Consider the following 16,669-nt stretch of genomic DNA (forward strand, 5'->3'; position numbering starts at 1 on the left):
AGGAACTCCTTTTTCTAATGTTTAAAGAAATAAATTTAAGGAATCATTCATCCTTACACAAACTATTTTACAGTCTCAAGAAAATGCTTTTTCAGCTGCTTGAGGTTTATCTAAGCAATAAGTCTTATCTAAGTAAAACAACATTAAATTTTCAATTGATGCTCTTAAAGGATTTTTTTCTAACTTAGATTTAGGAAATTCAGTGTAGATTGCATTAATTAAATTTTTGACGTCTTCCCAATCCAAGAGAGGCATTAATAATGCAAACAAAAAAATCTTTTCTTCATTCCATTTGGTTAAATGTAACAACTTATCAATCAACTTTGTTGCTAGCTGATTCTTAGTCAATTTTCGTTTTAATGCTGCTATAGCCAGATCAATCTCGTCGCTAATTTCACTATTCTTGACTTTGTCCTTAAGCCGAAGCAACCCCTCAATATCTCGATTGTAGAACAAATATCTTAATCTATTTTGATAATTATTCTGATCATAAATCTGAAAAAAGTCATACAAAGAAATCTGATTAACTTTTAACATTTTTAGTAAGCGGTACATGCCCATCCCAGTTTTACCTTTTTCTACTCGAGAATAGGTTGATTGATCTAATATTCCCTGAACTATTTGTTGCTGAGTCATCCCCATTAAAATACGATGTTTTTTCAGTTGCTTATCTATATTTAAAGTCTTCTTACTCATTTTTGCCTATTCCTCAATCGGCAGAGTATCTGCCACATTACTTACTACACCTGCTTCTGTAAAGATTTCTATCATAGTAGCTGCTTTTTGATAATCTTTATTAAACAAAGCACGATAATAAACTGCCAATATTTTGTGATAAGCAATATGCGGTTCAGCCGGTAATTGCAATACTGTGTTAATTGCCAGCTCAATATACTTTTTCTCACCATTTTTATGGTAACAGCAATTTAAGAAATTAATACACAGCAGTGCTATATAAGTAACAGACATCACGTCAATTTCAGGATTTTTATTATATGCTTTTACTGCTAAATCAAATAAGCGACTTGCATCTTTAATATCTAGTAAAACGCATGCTTGACTAAGGTAGTAAAACATTTCTCTATCCATCTTGTCTTCAAGCACGACTTGCTTGGCTTTTCTTTTTATTTCAGGGTCAATATCTTTATTTGAATGTGTAATCCAGGCTCGAGCTATCTCTAATTGGAATTTGAGTCTAGCGGGCCACCCCCCGAATATTTCTTGTTAAGCTGAGCTTCTACCTTATTTAATTCATTAAGATCTTTTTTACTTTGCGCAAATTCAATCTTAGTAAAATCGCCCAATAACTTATTATTCTTTTTTCTATATGACATCTTCATAAAGAAAGAAACTGGATCCAAATGATGTTTAATCAAAATTTTAAATAATGCATCCGCGCTAATGTCATGAACACCACGTTCTACCTTTGAATAATATGATTCAGAGACAATCCCCGCTGCCATTTCTGTTTGTGTTAGCCCCGCATGCAAACGCATGGATTTTAACGTTTCTCCAATATTCATAAGAAACCTCCCAAGACTTTTTCGTTTCCACTCATAACTATGTTTTTCCCATTAAAAAACTCGCCCATTTATTATAGACGAGAATTTTGAATTTAGTTTAATTTTTTAAATTTATTTTTCAGCCTTATAACGGGACTCACCATTTAAGTATGTCTCACTCAAAGTCATATCTGGATTCAAAATCAAGAAGTCGGCATCCTTATCTGGAGCAATTGTCCCACATTTATCCAAAATATGAGCACTCTTAGCCGGAACATAACTGGCCATCATAATTGCCTTTTCCGGTGTAACAATATTCCAATCAACGACATTCTTCACTGCTTGCTTTAATTGCAAAATTGAACCAGCCAAATTGTCACCATCCTTAAGTCGAGCCATGCCGTCTTTAACATAAACTGGCAATTCACCAAGCATATAGTCGCCATCTGGCATCATCCCAGCCTCCATACAGTCGGTAATCAAAGCAATGTGTTCTGGTCCCACTGCATTAATCAAAGCCTTAGCCATACATGGTTGAACATGGTGTCCGTCACAGATTAATTCATCAGTCACATTATTAAGTGACATTGCCGCATTAGAAATTGATGGTGTGTGGTGACTTGGATCAGGCATCCCGTTAAAGGTATGAGTAAACATAGTTGCTCCAGCTTCTACGCCCGCAACTGCTTCTTCAAAAGTGGCACTTGAGTGACCCAAGACAACTACTACGCCTTCTTTAACTGCTTCACGGATAAATTCCTTAGTCCCTTTTCTTTCAGGTGCCATAGAAATCTTCTTTAGCATTCCATCAGAAGCTTCTAACCACTTATTAAATTCATTAATATCGGGATCCATCATATATTTAGGATTTTCTGCACCAGCATGTTCTTCGGTGAAAAATGGTCCTTCAAAGTGAATTCCTTGAATTTTAGCCCCTTCTTCTTGACCCTTATGGTCCGCAAACATCTGACAAATTCTGGTTAAAGTACTGCTTGCGGCAGTAATTGTTGTAGGCAGCCATGAAGTTACTCCAGCACTAAGCAAGCCCTTAGAAATTTTATTGATGCCAGCCCAGTCGCTCTTCATTACATCTTCACGTAACGAACCATGGATGTGAGAATCAACTAAACCGGGTGCAACCCACTTACCAGAATAATCGATAATTTTGCCTTCAGGCTTTTGACTTTCAGGATAAAAGAAACCAAACTTGCCGTCATCTTGAACTTCAAGATAGCCCCCATTTTCAGTTCTATTTTCTAAGAAAAATTTATCTGCATGAATATAATAAGTCATAAATATCTTCTTTCTTTTTCTAATATCTAAATCAATTTTGTTACTTTGATTATATCTAACAAAATTGGTAAATACCAGTTTTAATATAATTGCTTAAGAAGTTTTTAGGAAATATTTATTGTGATGAAACTTTCAAAATAAAAAGCCACCGACTATACAACTGTCAGTGGCATGAAGTGTGTCTACAATTGATAATTACTTATCAAGCAGATTATTCAGTTCACGAAGAACCAAATGGAGTTCATGCAGTAGAACACAAAGTAGGAAAATTGTCATGTCGTCCAATGTCTCTCACCTCCTATGGGTAAGTTGATTAGACTACCCTGGAATGTGCATGAATGACATGCTTTTTTATTTTATCATGTTATAATACATGTAGGAAGATTGTCGCGTCCAATGATCATGGATGCATGCGTTGCAAGACGATAACTTGCAAACGCGCGGTGGCTCTGCATAATAGCAGGGCTTTTTTTATATATTTTTTAGAATTGGTAAATACCAGTTTTAATACAATTGCTTAAGAAGTTTTTATTTTTTTAGTTATAATAAAGGTAACAAATTAAATTAGGAAGAATAAATATGACACAAAATCAAATAGAAAGACATCAACTAGGCCAACTTATCGGTGCCAATAAACGTGATCATTATTATGAACTTCACTACTCCACCGGCGAGATTGCTCGTCTTTACATTTTAGCTGACGGGATCTTCAGATACTTCCTTGATCCAGCTAAAGAATTTGACGAAAATCACTCCTCTTTTGTTGACCTGTCTCAATTTAACAATGACTATTTTGAGAAATCACAACCCAAGGCAACTAGCGATTCGTTAATCATCAAGTCTGGCAACTACCAACTCATTTTCCAACAAAAGCCAGCCGTAATGAGTATTTTTGATGAAGCGCTTCACCGTAACCGCTTGGTCCAACTTAGTCCACTTGAGTTAGGCAATGATCAAACCACTGAAATTTTAAAGCAACATAAAAACGAATTTTATTTTGGTGGTGGGATGCAAAACGGCTACTTCAGTCACAAAGGCGAGGTCATCTCAATTAAACGCGATGATATTACCGGTAAAGGCGGCGTTTTAACTCAGGTACCGTTTTTCTGGGCTAATTCTGGCTTTGGTGAACTTCGTAATACTGAAACTGCTGGTAGTTATGACTTTGGTAAAAGCAACCAAGATGCCACTATCTTAAAGCATGATACAAATGTTTTTGATACCTTTTATCTTTTAGGCAATTCACCTAAAAATATTTTAGCTAAGTATTACATGTTAACAGGTAAGCCGTTAATGCCGCCAAAATACGCTTTAGGCTTGGGCCATGTTGGCAACTTTTTAACTACTATGTGGCAACCTGGCGAGGCCAAAGAACGCAACGCTGTCATGTTCGAAGATGGCAACTACTATACCAGAACCACCAAGCCAGAAGACGCCAGTGGTAAAGGCTCATTGAACGGTGAAGAAGAATATCAATTTTCTGCTCGCGCCATGATCGATCGCTATCAAAAACAACATTTCAAGTTGAGCTGGATCGTACCAAACTATGATGTCCAAGAAATCAACGAAGAAGCAATGGCTGACTTCAGTGAATATGCAGCCATGCACAGTGTTAGTGCCGGCTTATGGAGTCGAAACAATACTCCTAAAGCTTCTCCAGATACTACTTTTATTCAAACTGATACGACTGATCCTAAAGTTTTAAAAAATGACGCACTTATCTTGCGCAACAACTTGAAGCGTAAACGCCCGCTGATCTTTTCTAATACTGGAATCGCTGGTAGCCAAAACAGAACGATGCTGGCCTTCGGCGACATTGGTGGCAATTGGGAAAACATCCCAACTCAAGTAGCCGGGTTTCTAGGAGCTAGTCTTTCTGGTCAACCTTTAGTCGGTAGCGCCGTGGACGGAACTGCTGGCGGTGGTAATGCACAAATCGCCATTCGTGATTTTGAATGGAAAGCATTCACGCCGATTTTATTCAACTTAGACGACCAAGGTAAGTTCAGTAAAACGCCATTTGCTTATAACAGTAAGATGACCCAAATTAACCGGGCCTACTTAAAATTGCGCGAGCAATTGCAGACCTACTTGTATACGCTAATCTACCGTGCTCAAGTAGGTGAACCTATTTTGCGTCCTTTGTTCTTAGAATTTCCACATGAACAAGTCAACTACACCCCACAAGTCGGTCATGAATTTATGTTGGGGCCTAACTTGTTGATTTCTCCAATTGTCAACGGTCGCGAAGATGGTCAAGGCAATTCTAGAAAGGACAATCTTTACTTGCCTAACCACAGAACAATGTGGATTGACTTGTTCGATGGTAAAAAGTACTTGGGAGGACGCGTTTATAACAAGCAATCTTACCCATCTTGGCATTTGCCAGTCTTCGTGCGGGGCGGCTCAATTTTTGACCTGGGTGAACGCAATTATGTCCTCTATCCGCAAGGCAAGAGCCGGATGGTTACCTATGATGATAATGGCTATAATGATTATTCACGTAATCATGTAGCCACTCAAATCAGCAGTGAACTAGAAGCAAGCAAATTGACGATCACGATTGATCCAACGCAAGGTGATTTCAATACTTTCCAAACTGAAAACACGACTAATTTGAATATTATGTGTGACAGCTATCCTGATGGTTTAACTGTAAAAATTAATGATCAAGAAATTCCAATGCAGGAATACGGTACCGTTGATACTTTTGCCCATGCTAAAGAAGGATTCTTCTTCAACACTAATTACAGTTGGATGCCTGAGTTTAATCAATATCAGGAAAAGAAGCAAACTGCCCTTCAAATCAAATTAGCTAAGCGTGATATTACCGATTCTAAAATTGAAATTACTATCAGAAACTTTAGATACGGTAATGAAACTTTAGTTCACGCGATTACTGACTCACTCTTGCGTTCACCAAAACAACCAATGGTTGATCCAGACAAGATTAGTTCGCATTCATTGACCGTTGTTTGGCCACAACTAACTGATGGAGTTCAAATCGAAGTCAACGGCATTTTATATGATGGCATTGATGGTAGTTCCTTTACTTTCCATGAATTGGTGCCAAATACCCGTTACACTCTACGTTTACGTTATGTTGCTGGTAACAAAGTTTCTGAATGGTCAGATCCATTTGGCGCAATTACTAAGCCGGATCCAATGAATTATGCGATCAGCGATATTCATGCCACTAGTAGCTTAGCCAGTCCTAAGGATCATCCGATTGACTACTTGACTGATCTAAAATTAGCTAGTGAATGGGAAACTATCGATGGTGTTAGCGAAGATGAGCCACTTGAATTGGCCTTTAACTTTAACCACTTGGAACACTTAAGCCGCATGGTTTGGGTACCAAGAAAGATTGATCATCAAGGTGATCCGGTTGAAGTCAGCGTTGAGCTTTCTAATGACGGCGTTAACTTTAAACCATATGGCGACCGCCTCACTTGGAAGTCCGATAGTAAAAATAAGGTCGTTGGCTTGAGGGATGTCTCAGCTACGGCTGTTCGCTTGAAGGTCTACAAGTCATCTGGTCCATTCGTGGCCGCTAAGGAAGTTATCTTCTTTAGAGAGAAAAAGTAAATAATCCTACTAAAAAAGAGTTCTCACGCGAGAACTCTTTTTTTACTTATCTTGTTTTTTTATCCGATGTTTCTTAACTAATGACGAAATCCACTCACTAATGAAAAACAGAGAAATCAGCACAAACTGTGCATCAATTGAATATGCAAACAGCTTGAAGTTAAGCACTAACGTAATAATCAGCTAGACACAGTAAGCTGCTTCAAACGGCATAATCATCCGATCAATTTTTCTATTCTTCAAGATCGCATGATAGATATTATCATTAGGCTGCCCTACTTATGCTTTATTTATTCACCCCATTCGCTCTTTAGCCATTCTATTGCTAAATTGAACCAGTGGGCTGCATGTGGGTTGTCTTGCCATGCTTGGCCTTTAGCTTCAATATTGTGCCGGGCTAAAGAAAAGCCGTGATAACCATGATTGAATAAGTGTGCCTCTGTTTTTACCCCATTCTTATTCAAAGCAGCAATATATTCAATTGAATTACCAATGAGCACTACCGGATCATCCCATGCTTGAAAAATAAATGTATCTGGCGTTTCACGTGTAACACCGAGTGCACTATCTAATAAGTCTTTTTCAACTGGCATCTTATCTTTTTGATCATCTGGAATTGGAAAGCCGATCTTTTTAATATCGATTAATGGATAGCCCAAGATTGTCTTATTAGGCAAAACATCTTCTTTGTTAAAGGCGTATTGTTTTTGGTAATCAATATTTAAGGCCATATTATTAGCTGCACTGACTACATGACCACCAGCTGAAAAACCAACCGTAACGATGCGCTGAGGATCTAATTGGTATTCGTCAGCGTGATCTCTAAAGTATTTCACCGTAGCTAATACATCCAGCCCGGCATCAGGATAAATCTTCCCCGAGTCTTGCACCAAGTTATATTCCATTACCACACTGTTGAAGCCTTGATTATTAAAAGCAAGAGCTACTGGTTCGCCTTCTCTTTTAGATAAGTGATTAAAGCTACCACCCGGCACGACAATTGCCAAAGGCCGCTTTTGTTCAACCAGTTCAGGATTAGGCTCCAAGATATAAGTATGAACCTGATATTCACGGTTATTAAAATTAGTCAGCGTTAGATTTTCTACTCTCATGTTTTGATCCTTTCTTTCCCATGCCTCTTGATAACATAAATGATGATAATGGTACTGTTAATATAACTCCAATTAAAGAATACATGATAATTAACGCTTCATTCACGAAAAGTTTTTCATTTAAAACTTCGCCAATGGTATAGTGCAAACGGAAATACCATAAGAATAGTGACAAAAAACTGCCAAACATCCCGAACAAAATCGTATTCATTGCCGTACCCAAAACATCGTTACCAATAGTTGTCCCGGAAGCCATTAATTCTGCTTCACTAATATTAGGATTGTGCTTTTTAATCTCTAGTAAACCTGAACTCATGGCTACCGCTGCTTCTGCAATCGCACCTAAAGTTGAAAAGATTGCTACAGTAATCGCAATCATTGGATAACTCAATCCCGGCATCTGTGACAAACCAACCAGCAATTCGCCTGCTTCTGGCCCTAATCCTGCAGCCTGAGCCAAATATTGACAGCCCCAGATAAAGAGACTGATGATCAAGCAAACGATGAAGGCAGAATAAAATGAGTTCTTAGCCACTGTATAATCATGCGTCCCTAAGAAAATAATCGTGACCAACTTTAACGGAATAAAGATTAAAGTCAGAAGTGCAATATTAATTCCCCATGAAATTAGCATCGCTACCAAAATTAATAAAAGCGTATTAATTAACACACTAAAGAAACTGCGAATTCCTGTTTCGCCGCCAACAATGGTCATCAAGATTGCTAGTACAACAATTAGTGCAAATAAAGTACTCATTTCTTCTCACCCTCTTTCTTAAATAAACTTTTCCAATCTCGATCTTTAACAAAAAACAAACTGCATCCCGTCGCAAAAATCACCGTAATTACAATCCCAATCGCTGAAATCACACTCTGTGTGGCACCTAGCGATAAAGTAAAACCAAAAGTTGAAGCTAAGGTGTTATTATCACGCAAGTACAAAATTGTTTCAGGTAAAGCGCCAGCAATAAAAATCAAGACCAAGACATTAATCAATGGTCCCATGATTTCCTGTCCCATTGTTCGACCACTATGGATAAGTTGTTTCATCGTAATATCTTTTTTAGTTTGAATTAATTCATACAAACTAGAAACAATATCCGTTGCCTCATCCATTACAGCACCCAAAATTCCAATCAAAGTTTGGGCCAAAAACAAGCCACGTGGATCTTGAGTCGCATAGTCGCCAGTTTCATATTTCATTTCTGATTCGCCAGTTAATTTCATAATTACATAGCACAAGGCAAAAGAGACAAAGATTCCCAACAATGTTGCCAGCCAAGTCACCAACATTTTTTTATTTAAACCTTGCACAATCAGCAAACTAAAGAATGAAAAAATGATATCAGCTAAACCAAATAGTAAAATAATGTGAGCACCATTTAAATGCACATCCCAAATAATAATCAAATAAAAGAGCACCCACGAAATTATCATTGAAACAACTAAGGCAATTGAATGTTTTCCTACTGCAGCCACCATCAATGCTAAAGTGACTGTTATTACCAAAACTAGCACCCAATCACGCTTAGGATTAACGATCGCTGGATCGCCTTTTTTAATATTAACAAAAATTCTTTGCCCAGCCCGATACTTCTGCGTTGTTAATTGTGAAGGATAATACACGTTCTTAGTAGTATAAGTTTGTCCCTTATGTTTACCCGATAAAACTTTCAAATGCAACGTTTGTTGCCGTGTTTCATCAGCGTTTTTATATACATCTTCACTTTTTTCAATCAAGGTATCTTTGATATGGCTATCGGTAATGACAGCTACATCATCCTTATGATAAATGTCAGTCGCAAAATACGACAAGACCGTCAATATTGCGCCGACAATGGCCACAATAATAGCCACCGTATAGCGCCTTTTCCATTTAAATCTCATTGCCTCTACTCCCTTATTAATTGATATATTTACTGTAAAACAAAAGCCGACCTTTGGTTAGGTCAGCCTTTAATTCTTAATCATTTTAGCTAAAACTTAAAGATTTTTTGCCACCAATGCTCTTTTTGGTTAGTCAATTGCATATCTTCTAGCGTACGGTGAACATTAGACGTAGCCCGCTTTTTAGCATTTTCTTTTGCTTTAGACATAATTTCATCATGCATTTCTGCCTGACTCTTGTTCATGTCTTCTTTAACTTCAGCCCGCTTCTCTTCTTCAGTTTTTGGCTTTTCTGCAGCATCAGCACTGACAATTCCAGAAATGTCTGGCAAAGCCGCAAACTTGTCCAAATCATCTTTGGGAGCAGCCAATTGCTTTTGCGTTTTAATCAAGTCTTGATTTTGCTTTTCAATGACATTCAATTGTTTTTGCAAGGAATCAATTGCCTTATTCTGATTAGAAATCGTCTTTTGCAAGGTATTAAGCAACTTAACTACTTGCTGCGTATCCATCACATCAGTACTAGTATAATTCGGCTTAGGAGCTGGTTCCTTAGTTTCTGACTTTTTTTCACTAACAGCATAAATTTGACGAGCGGCTTCTTGTAAAGTTAAGCCACTATTTTTTGATAAATGATGAAAAGCCTTCAGATCATCAATATCCTTTTGATGATATAAACGAGCCTTTTGCTTAGTTCTTGCAAAATACTCGCTATTGCCTGTCACTTTTTCGACAATTAAAGAATATTTTCTTAAAGTGGCAACACTAATTCCTAATTCTTGGGCAGCTGCCTTAGGTGCAGCCAATTCTTCAAAATCATGCTTGTTAGTCGTCATTAAAATCTACCTCTATATTTTTGGCGTTAGTCATGCTTGTGAAGCAAAGTCTTTTTATGATCAAAACGGTCCATTCCTGCTTCAATTAAGCGAGTAATCAATTCGCTGTAAGGAACACCTGCTTCTTCAAATAGCTTAGGATACATACTAATATTAGTAAAGCCTGGCAAAGCATTAACTTCAGTCAAGACCACCTTGCCACCTGGAGTAAGCATTGAGTCAATTCTTGACATGCCGCTGCTTTCGGTAACTTCATAAACTTTACGGGCATTGCTTCTTACAGTATCGATAATTTCTTGTGGTAAATCTGCTGGAATTTGCAACTTAGAAGTTGAATTATCATCATATTTATTCTCATAAGTATAGAATGAGCCTTTAGCATTGGTGATTTGTCCAACACCTGCTACAATTGGCTTGTCGTTACCCAAAACGGCAGTTTCAACTTCAGTACCAGGAACGGTTTCTTCAACTAAGACTTTATCGTCATATTTGAATGCTTCCTTTAAAGCGGCAGCATATTCATCGGCATTAGTTACATGACTAACCCCAACTGATGAGCCTTGGTTAGATGGCTTAACAAACATGTCGCGGCCTAATTTTTCGGCTACTTTTTCATAGTCAAGCTTATCGTTATTCTTATCGTTGTATTCAAAACGCTTAATTGAAATCCAATCAGCGACTGGAACACCAACTCTTTGAGCTAAAATCTTAGTAAATTCCTTATCCATGGTAACAGCGGCACCTAAGACGTCGTCACCAACAAATGGCTTATTCATTAAGCGGAATAAGCCTTGTAAGACACCGTCTTCACCTAAATTACCGTGAACAATTGGGAAAAAGACATCAATTTCTGGTAAATTTTCTAATTCAATTAAGTTAGAAATGTTGTTAACCTTATGTGGGTTTTCTACTTGGTATGAAGGATCATCTAAAACCTTGAAGCTCTCTTCTTCGTTAGCAAAGTAGCCTTCATTAGTGATCCAGATTGGGTGTACATCAAATTTATCTTTGTCGATTGCTTTATAGATGTTACGACCTGAAACAATTGATACTTCGTATTCTGATGAATTACCACCAAAAATCAAACCAACTTGTAATTTTTTAGTCATTATTTTATACCTCTTTTAAATGTTCCAATCTTTAATTATACGCAAAGAATACCAGAAAAGCGCAAAATAGTGGAATATTTTTTACTAAAGCCCTTTCATTGTTATAATTAGGGATAACGACTAGGCCATAGAAGGGAGTCTAATATGCTTCTACGGAAATTTTCTATTACCGCTGCTGCAACAATCTTACTAATTCCATTTACAAGTCAATTTGCATCAGCAGCAACATTTACAGCCCAAGAAGTTAACGAGGTGCATAATTTTCAAAAAGAATATGCTAGCCTCGATAAAACTAGCTATAATGCTAAAAATATTTATGCTAAAAAACCTAATTTAAGCAAAAAATTTAATGCAGGCAGTTTATCCAGTAAATATCTCAAAACTCAAACTGATTATATTAATTATTATCGGTCATTATTTGGCTTGCCCGCTGTTTCGACTACTAGCACGCTCAACCAAAATGCTCAAACTACTGCTGCTGTCATGGCCGCACTCAATGCCAACCCGTTCATTAACCAGCATGGTTTACCAAGTGAAGCAAGACCTAGCTATGTCTCTAAATCTATCTGGAGATTAGCTAGAGATACTTCCGAAACTTCAAATTTAAATTTCAACGTCTCAAATCAATCTGCAGGCGATGTGATCACTGATTTAATCACTGATCATTACAACCTTACTGGTTCAGACACCGGTCACCGGGCCTGGGTACTTTCTAGCCGTTTAACTACTACAGGACTTGGAGCAGCCTACGGCAAGAATGGCTACCGCTACTCTGTGCAAAAAGTATTAAACACTAACGATATTTTCCGTACTGCTAACCAACCAGTAGTTGCTTATCCTAGCGTGCGGCTTTTCCCAATCGAATTGCTGCAAGGGGAAAACATTATGTGGTCCCTTTATTTATCAAATAGAACTGTCAAAAATAAGCCAATAATCACAATTACTGACTTAGACACTAATATTGTTACGACTGCAACTCATGTTAAAAATTATAGTTCTTGCGGCTATGGCAATTTTAAAACCATCCTGACCTATTCACCAGCAACTACCAACTTAGTCGCTGGACATGAATATGAAGTCAATATTAAGGGTGTCCAGAAGTACCGCTTCAAATTATTTAAACAAGATGGTAGTAATGATACTACTAACTACCAAGTTCAAACCCAAAACATAACTAGTACGCCGACTAATCAGGCAACTACTGATTTAAATAGCAAAACAGATGTGCAATCTCCAATTTTACTGCAAAATAAGATTTTGCGTGCTGTCATTGTTCCAAAAGCCACTGCTTTGCCTAATAATCAGAACACCTTTTTTAATGCACTACTAAAAAAAGGTTGGCAGCAAAATTTTTTCGTAAGACAGTACGCATTATCAAATCCCATCACCACAGATGAGTAAACTAAAAGCCCAAGCGAAACTTGGGCTTTTAATATTACTATAAAACTTTCGACAAGAAATCTTTTGCACGCTCATTAGTAGGATTTTCAAAAACTTCCTTAGGCGTGCCTTTTTCTTGCAAGTAGCCATCTGCCATAAACCAAACTTCATCAGCCACTTCCCGCGCAAAGCCCATTTCATGGGTCACAATTACCATTGTCATCCCTGAATTAGCTAAGTCTTGCATCGTTTTCAAAACTTCACCAACCATTTCAGGATCAAGCGCACTAGTTGGTTCATCAAACAACATTACTTCTGGATCCATTGCTAAAGCTCTAGCAATCGCTACCCGCTGTTGTTGTCCACCAGACAGACTAGCTGGGAATTGTTTAGCACGATCGGCCAAGCCAACTTTTTCCAGTAGCTCTAAGCCGACTTTTTCAGCCTGAGCTTCACCGACTCCCTTGACCTTCATTGGTGCTAATTTAATATTTTCAATCACATTCATATTAGGGAAAAGATTGAAATTTTGGAAAACCATGCCCATCTTTTCTCGCAATTGATCAAGTTCTTTACCATCACTCAAGCTCGCTAAATCAGTTCCATCAAAAACAATTTTACCAGCTGTTGGACGTTCTAATACGTTTAAGCAGCGCAAGAAAGTACTTTTACCTGAGCCAGATGGTCCAATAATACAAATAACCTGGCCTCTGTCTACTTCGGCAGAAATGTCTTTTAAAACTTCATTTTTACCAAAAGTCTTCTTCAAATGTTGAATATCAATCATTTTAGTCATTGTGTTTCATCCGTCTTTCGAAATAATTAAGCAATCTAGTTAAAGTAAAGGTCATGATAAAGTAAATAATCATGGCAATAAACAGAGGCAAAACTCCACGATAAGTTGAAGTTTGAATTAATTCAGTTTGATACATTAATTCTGTTACCCCAATCACTGAGACCAATGAACTGTCCTTTAATAAAGTGATAAACTCATTGCCTAATGCTGGCCAAATATTCTTTAAGGCCTGTGGAATGATAACATAGCGGTATGCTTTAGCTTGAGAAAGTCCCAATGATCTAGCTGCTTCTGTTTGTCCCCTAGCTACCGAAGCAATCCCTGAACGAATATCTTCGGCAACATAAGCACCGGAATTTAGCCCAATCGCAATAATACCTGCTACAACAGCTGATAAGTTAGAAATCAAAGCACCTACACCAAAGTAAACAAATAAAATTTGTACCATTTGCGGTGTTCCCCGAATAAATTCAATGTAGCAAACTGCGATCCAATGGAAAAACTTATTCTTGGACAAACGCATCAAAGCTAAAAGCATCCCTAAAATAATCCCGATCAGCACTGAAAAGATCGTAATTACAATGGTATAGCCAACCCCTTTAATAAAGTAAGGGATATATTTGACCATCGTATTAGTCTTTTGCGCCGTCTTCATATATTTAGCAGCTTCAGGTAAATATTTCTTGTCAATCAAATTCTTCTTTTCAACTCGATTGATCGTCTTATTTACCGCTTTAACCAAGTCAGGTTGCCCTTTAGCAATTGCGACAGCGTTACCTGCTTGTTGTTCCCGCAAGTCGCTTCTAACTGCCATTAAGCTATTATCATTTTGTTGATAAGCCTTGGCCGTCATTTCTTCCATCACGATTCCAGAGACTTTATTTGACTTTAAGGCTAAAACTAAGTTATTGATTTTGCCTAATCCCTTAACTTTGGATTGTTTCATTTGCTTTTGAATCAAGGAATACTGAATACTACCGGTTTGAGCACCGACAGTTTTACCAGCAAAGTCTTTAATTTTCTTATACTTGGCTTGGTCACGTTTATTAATTAAAAAGTACTCGCCGCTTGGTTTGTAATAAATTTTTGAAAAATCAACGCTCCTTTTTCTTTCTGGATTAGGGGTCATGGCTGAAATAACCATGTCGACCTTGCCTGTTTCTAGCGCTACTAGAAGTGAGTCAAAACTCATATTTTTAATGACCAACTTAGCATGCAGGTCCCTGGCAATGTCCTTAGCTAATTCAATATCGACCCCGACATACTTAGTATTACCATTCTCACTTGTAGTAAATTCAAGTGGCGGATAATCCGCTGAAGTGCCCACTACTAATTCTTTCGACTGCTTAATCTTTTTCATTACTGAACCAGTTTCAACCTTTTTATCGGCTGCATTAACCGGTTGATTAAACAAAAAAAGAGTCGAAATCACAGTAATGAAAGCAAGAAATATTTTGCCTATCTTTGCTTTTTTCATAAACTCGCCCAATTCTTTCGTTAAATACAAACATATGAGATTTATTAATTATTTTTTAATTATAAAGAAAGATAGTTATTTGTGCAAACAAAAAACGCAATCATTCTGCCGATTGCGTTCCTTTTATTCTTATTTAGCAGCTGTTATTTGCCATGGTATTGCACAAATAATATAAATAATTACACCTGCAATTACATATTCCAAAAATACACTACTACCTATTTCGAGCAAAAAGCCAAATTCGATTTCATCGACATTAAAAATGACTGGTACTACTGCCAGCAGGCCTGAAATTAAAATTAACCAAAAACCAGCCCACATTCCAGCAGCCATTGTGTCGTGAATTACCATGCGAGTCGAAGTTCGCGATTTCATATCACTAAGTAGCGAAATCATGGTAATAATTGTGACAACAATTATTACCAAATTAACAATAAATAGTAAACCTGCAATGTTGGCCCCTAAGGTGATCACATTCAAGTTAAATGCTTTAATAATCGCATAAGGTGCATTAGTGCCTTGCTTTTTTAGCTGATGATTAACTTCCTGGGCTCCACTTGAAGAGCCTTTAGCAATACCTTGATCAATATCATTCAGGATCTGATTAGCAAGCGGCAAACTATTCACCTTAAACCAATGAATCCCTAAAGAATAATCAATAATATGGTCGGCAATTGGCTGAGTTTGCGCATCTGCAAGCAAGTTCGAATCATCTTCACGCCGAGCATTAATCAAATTTGCTACATTATCAAAATTTCTATTAACCTGACGTACAACTACCGCTCTATTGTAACTAGTCCGAATTTGTCCCTTCATAAAAATCGGATTTAAAAAAGTAGCTGTAATCAATGACAAAGCGGCAATTAAAAAGATGACAAAAGCCAGTGTCCGTTTATACTGGTTATTTTGTTCATAGCCCATTCGTCGCAAATCGGCTCTTTTGCCTTCTACCATGACAATAATTCCCCTTTAGCTGAAAATTTCTTTGCCTTCATCAAACATTGTATCAATTGCTCGGTGAACAACTTCCATATCAGCAGATTCAATAATTTCGTGTCCTTCTTTTAAGGCTTGATCGATTTCTTCAGAAGAACAATGCAAGAAACTAAACATCAATGCACTCGTTGCGTAGTTGGCAAGTGCTTCAGCTGATAAATGATGCTTCTTACGATCATGATATAAGCGACCAATCCCACTAGTAACAAAAGCAATCCCAGTCTCAAGTTCGCTTTCATCAACATTAATATCGTCAAATAAGTGGTTGGCCTTAATCCAATCGTTAAGCATAATGCCCCAATTATCTAAAGTAGCGTTGCTGACAAAGGCTTCAGAAATAATTCGATCTAAGCCTTCATCATGCATCCCCAAGATAGCAATCGTATAAATAAACGCCTTAGTTCTAGCATAAGGAAGATTGCTATTAGCCATATCATAATTATTAACTTGTTGACCTAGAGTATTAAAAAGATTACGGATAATGTCGTTAGTTAACTTAGCCTTATGAGGATAGTATGACTGCAGCAGGGATTTTGAAATGCCTGATTTTTCTGCGATCATTTGCAAAGAAACATTATCCATTCCATTTTCTCTGATCAGATGGAAAGTATTACCGAGAATAACTCTCCGTCTCTTCATATTTTTCCGTCGTGCCATATTGCTATTCCTCTAACTTTCTCTTTTTTCTTTCTA

General features: G+C 37.4%; 15 protein-coding genes. 2 read left to right on the forward strand and 13 right to left on the reverse strand.

Going from position 1 to position 16,669, the window contains the following annotated elements:
- Positions 1 to 75: 75 nt before the first annotated feature.
- From Q0Y84_RS08920 to nagA, 4 genes are all read right to left on the reverse strand, one after another.
- Positions 76 to 696, reverse strand: a complete 621-nt coding sequence (locus Q0Y84_RS08920) for a helix-turn-helix transcriptional regulator (RefSeq protein ID WP_297952848.1) — start codon at positions 694 to 696, stop codon at positions 76 to 78.
- Positions 697 to 702: 6 nt separating this feature from the next.
- Entirely contained in the window at positions 703 to 1,089 is a 387-nt protein-coding gene (locus Q0Y84_RS08925) for a hypothetical protein (RefSeq protein ID WP_297952850.1), read from the reverse strand.
- Between the two features lie 89 nt (positions 1,090 to 1,178).
- Positions 1,179 to 1,523, reverse strand: a complete 345-nt coding sequence (locus tag Q0Y84_RS08930; RefSeq protein ID WP_297952852.1) for a helix-turn-helix transcriptional regulator — start codon at positions 1,521 to 1,523, stop codon at positions 1,179 to 1,181.
- Between the two features lie 111 nt (positions 1,524 to 1,634).
- Complete coding sequence (gene nagA / locus Q0Y84_RS08935; RefSeq protein ID WP_297952854.1) at positions 1,635 to 2,795, reverse strand: N-acetylglucosamine-6-phosphate deacetylase; 1,161 nt, start codon at positions 2,793 to 2,795, stop codon at positions 1,635 to 1,637.
- A gap of 579 nt (positions 2,796 to 3,374) precedes the next feature.
- Between nagA and Q0Y84_RS08940 the strand changes: the two genes are divergently transcribed.
- Positions 3,375 to 6,383, forward strand: a complete 3,009-nt coding sequence (locus Q0Y84_RS08940; RefSeq protein WP_297952856.1) for a TIM-barrel domain-containing protein — start codon at positions 3,375 to 3,377, stop codon at positions 6,381 to 6,383.
- 290 nt (positions 6,384 to 6,673) lie between these two features.
- Here the strand turns inward: Q0Y84_RS08940 and Q0Y84_RS08945 are convergent, their stop codons facing one another.
- The 5 genes from Q0Y84_RS08945 to Q0Y84_RS08965 form a co-directional block, all read right to left on the reverse strand.
- Entirely contained in the window at positions 6,674 to 7,495 is an 822-nt protein-coding gene (locus Q0Y84_RS08945) for an alpha/beta hydrolase (RefSeq protein ID WP_297952857.1), read from the reverse strand.
- On the reverse strand, positions 7,467 to 8,252 hold the full coding sequence (locus Q0Y84_RS08950) for a YibE/F family protein (RefSeq protein ID WP_297952859.1): 786 nt from the start codon (positions 8,250 to 8,252) through the stop codon (positions 7,467 to 7,469). The genes Q0Y84_RS08945 and Q0Y84_RS08950 overlap by 29 nt, the downstream gene beginning before the upstream one ends.
- Positions 8,249 to 9,382 (reverse strand): YibE/F family protein, encoded by a 1,134-nt coding sequence (locus Q0Y84_RS08955; protein ID WP_297952861.1) that lies wholly within the window; start codon positions 9,380 to 9,382, stop codon positions 8,249 to 8,251. The genes Q0Y84_RS08950 and Q0Y84_RS08955 overlap by 4 nt, the downstream gene beginning before the upstream one ends.
- A gap of 89 nt (positions 9,383 to 9,471) precedes the next feature.
- The gene (locus Q0Y84_RS08960) at positions 9,472 to 10,218 is read right to left on the reverse strand and encodes a MerR family transcriptional regulator (protein ID WP_297952863.1); all 747 of its coding nucleotides are present in this window, start codon (positions 10,216 to 10,218) and stop codon (positions 9,472 to 9,474) included.
- A gap of 26 nt (positions 10,219 to 10,244) precedes the next feature.
- Positions 10,245 to 11,327, reverse strand: a complete 1,083-nt coding sequence (locus tag Q0Y84_RS08965) for a D-alanine--D-alanine ligase family protein (protein WP_297952865.1) — start codon at positions 11,325 to 11,327, stop codon at positions 10,245 to 10,247.
- 144 nt (positions 11,328 to 11,471) lie between these two features.
- On the opposite strand from Q0Y84_RS08965, the gene Q0Y84_RS08970 reads away from it, so the two are divergent.
- Complete coding sequence (locus tag Q0Y84_RS08970; RefSeq protein ID WP_297952867.1) at positions 11,472 to 12,728, forward strand: CAP domain-containing protein; 1,257 nt, start codon at positions 11,472 to 11,474, stop codon at positions 12,726 to 12,728.
- Between the two features lie 37 nt (positions 12,729 to 12,765).
- Here Q0Y84_RS08970 and Q0Y84_RS08975 read toward each other — a convergent pair whose 3' ends face one another.
- From Q0Y84_RS08975 to Q0Y84_RS08990, 4 genes are all read right to left on the reverse strand, one after another.
- Positions 12,766 to 13,503 (reverse strand): amino acid ABC transporter ATP-binding protein, encoded by a 738-nt coding sequence (locus Q0Y84_RS08975; RefSeq protein ID WP_297952869.1) that lies wholly within the window; start codon positions 13,501 to 13,503, stop codon positions 12,766 to 12,768.
- Positions 13,496 to 14,980: an ABC transporter substrate-binding protein/permease gene (locus Q0Y84_RS08980; RefSeq protein WP_297952871.1), complete on the reverse strand. Its 1,485-nt coding sequence runs from the start codon at positions 14,978 to 14,980 to the stop codon at positions 13,496 to 13,498. The genes Q0Y84_RS08975 and Q0Y84_RS08980 overlap by 8 nt, the downstream gene beginning before the upstream one ends.
- Before the next feature lie 129 nt (positions 14,981 to 15,109).
- On the reverse strand, positions 15,110 to 15,934 hold the full coding sequence (locus Q0Y84_RS08985) for a hypothetical protein (protein WP_297952873.1): 825 nt from the start codon (positions 15,932 to 15,934) through the stop codon (positions 15,110 to 15,112).
- Positions 15,935 to 15,949: 15 nt separating this feature from the next.
- A complete protein-coding gene (locus Q0Y84_RS08990; protein ID WP_297952875.1) occupies positions 15,950 to 16,633 on the reverse strand; it encodes a TetR/AcrR family transcriptional regulator in 684 nt (227 codons plus the stop codon).
- Between the last annotated feature and the right edge of the window lie 36 nt (positions 16,634 to 16,669).

It is taken from the genome of uncultured Lactobacillus sp., assembly GCF_947367125.1.
Lineage (GTDB): Bacteria > Bacillota > Bacilli > Lactobacillales > Lactobacillaceae > Lactobacillus.

What these genes read in the sequence shown, in the direction of transcription:
- Q0Y84_RS08920 (WP_297952848.1), bottom strand. Translation starts at nt 696, where the DNA reads ATGAGTAAGAAGACTTTAAATATAGATAAGCAACTGAAAAAACATCGT.
- Q0Y84_RS08925 (WP_297952850.1), bottom strand. Translation starts at nt 1,089, where the DNA reads ATGGATAGAGAAATGTTTTACTACCTTAGTCAAGCATGCGTTTTACTA.
- Q0Y84_RS08930 (WP_297952852.1), bottom strand. Translation starts at nt 1,523, where the DNA reads ATGAATATTGGAGAAACGTTAAAATCCATGCGTTTGCATGCGGGGCTA.
- nagA (WP_297952854.1), bottom strand. Translation starts at nt 2,795, where the DNA reads ATGACTTATTATATTCATGCAGATAAATTTTTCTTAGAAAATAGAACT.
- Q0Y84_RS08940 (WP_297952856.1), top strand. Translation starts at nt 3,375, where the DNA reads ATGACACAAAATCAAATAGAAAGACATCAACTAGGCCAACTTATCGGT.
- Q0Y84_RS08945 (WP_297952857.1), bottom strand. Translation starts at nt 7,495, where the DNA reads ATGAGAGTAGAAAATCTAACGCTGACTAATTTTAATAACCGTGAATAT.
- Q0Y84_RS08950 (WP_297952859.1), bottom strand. Translation starts at nt 8,252, where the DNA reads ATGAGTACTTTATTTGCACTAATTGTTGTACTAGCAATCTTGATGACC.
- Q0Y84_RS08955 (WP_297952861.1), bottom strand. Translation starts at nt 9,382, where the DNA reads ATGAGATTTAAATGGAAAAGGCGCTATACGGTGGCTATTATTGTGGCC.
- Q0Y84_RS08960 (WP_297952863.1), bottom strand. Translation starts at nt 10,218, where the DNA reads ATGACGACTAACAAGCATGATTTTGAAGAATTGGCTGCACCTAAGGCA.
- Q0Y84_RS08965 (WP_297952865.1), bottom strand. Translation starts at nt 11,327, where the DNA reads ATGACTAAAAAATTACAAGTTGGTTTGATTTTTGGTGGTAATTCATCA.
- Q0Y84_RS08970 (WP_297952867.1), top strand. Translation starts at nt 11,472, where the DNA reads ATGCTTCTACGGAAATTTTCTATTACCGCTGCTGCAACAATCTTACTA.
- Q0Y84_RS08975 (WP_297952869.1), bottom strand. Translation starts at nt 13,503, where the DNA reads ATGACTAAAATGATTGATATTCAACATTTGAAGAAGACTTTTGGTAAA.
- Q0Y84_RS08980 (WP_297952871.1), bottom strand. Translation starts at nt 14,980, where the DNA reads ATGAAAAAAGCAAAGATAGGCAAAATATTTCTTGCTTTCATTACTGTG.
- Q0Y84_RS08985 (WP_297952873.1), bottom strand. Translation starts at nt 15,934, where the DNA reads ATGGTAGAAGGCAAAAGAGCCGATTTGCGACGAATGGGCTATGAACAA.
- Q0Y84_RS08990 (WP_297952875.1), bottom strand. Translation starts at nt 16,633, where the DNA reads ATGGCACGACGGAAAAATATGAAGAGACGGAGAGTTATTCTCGGTAAT.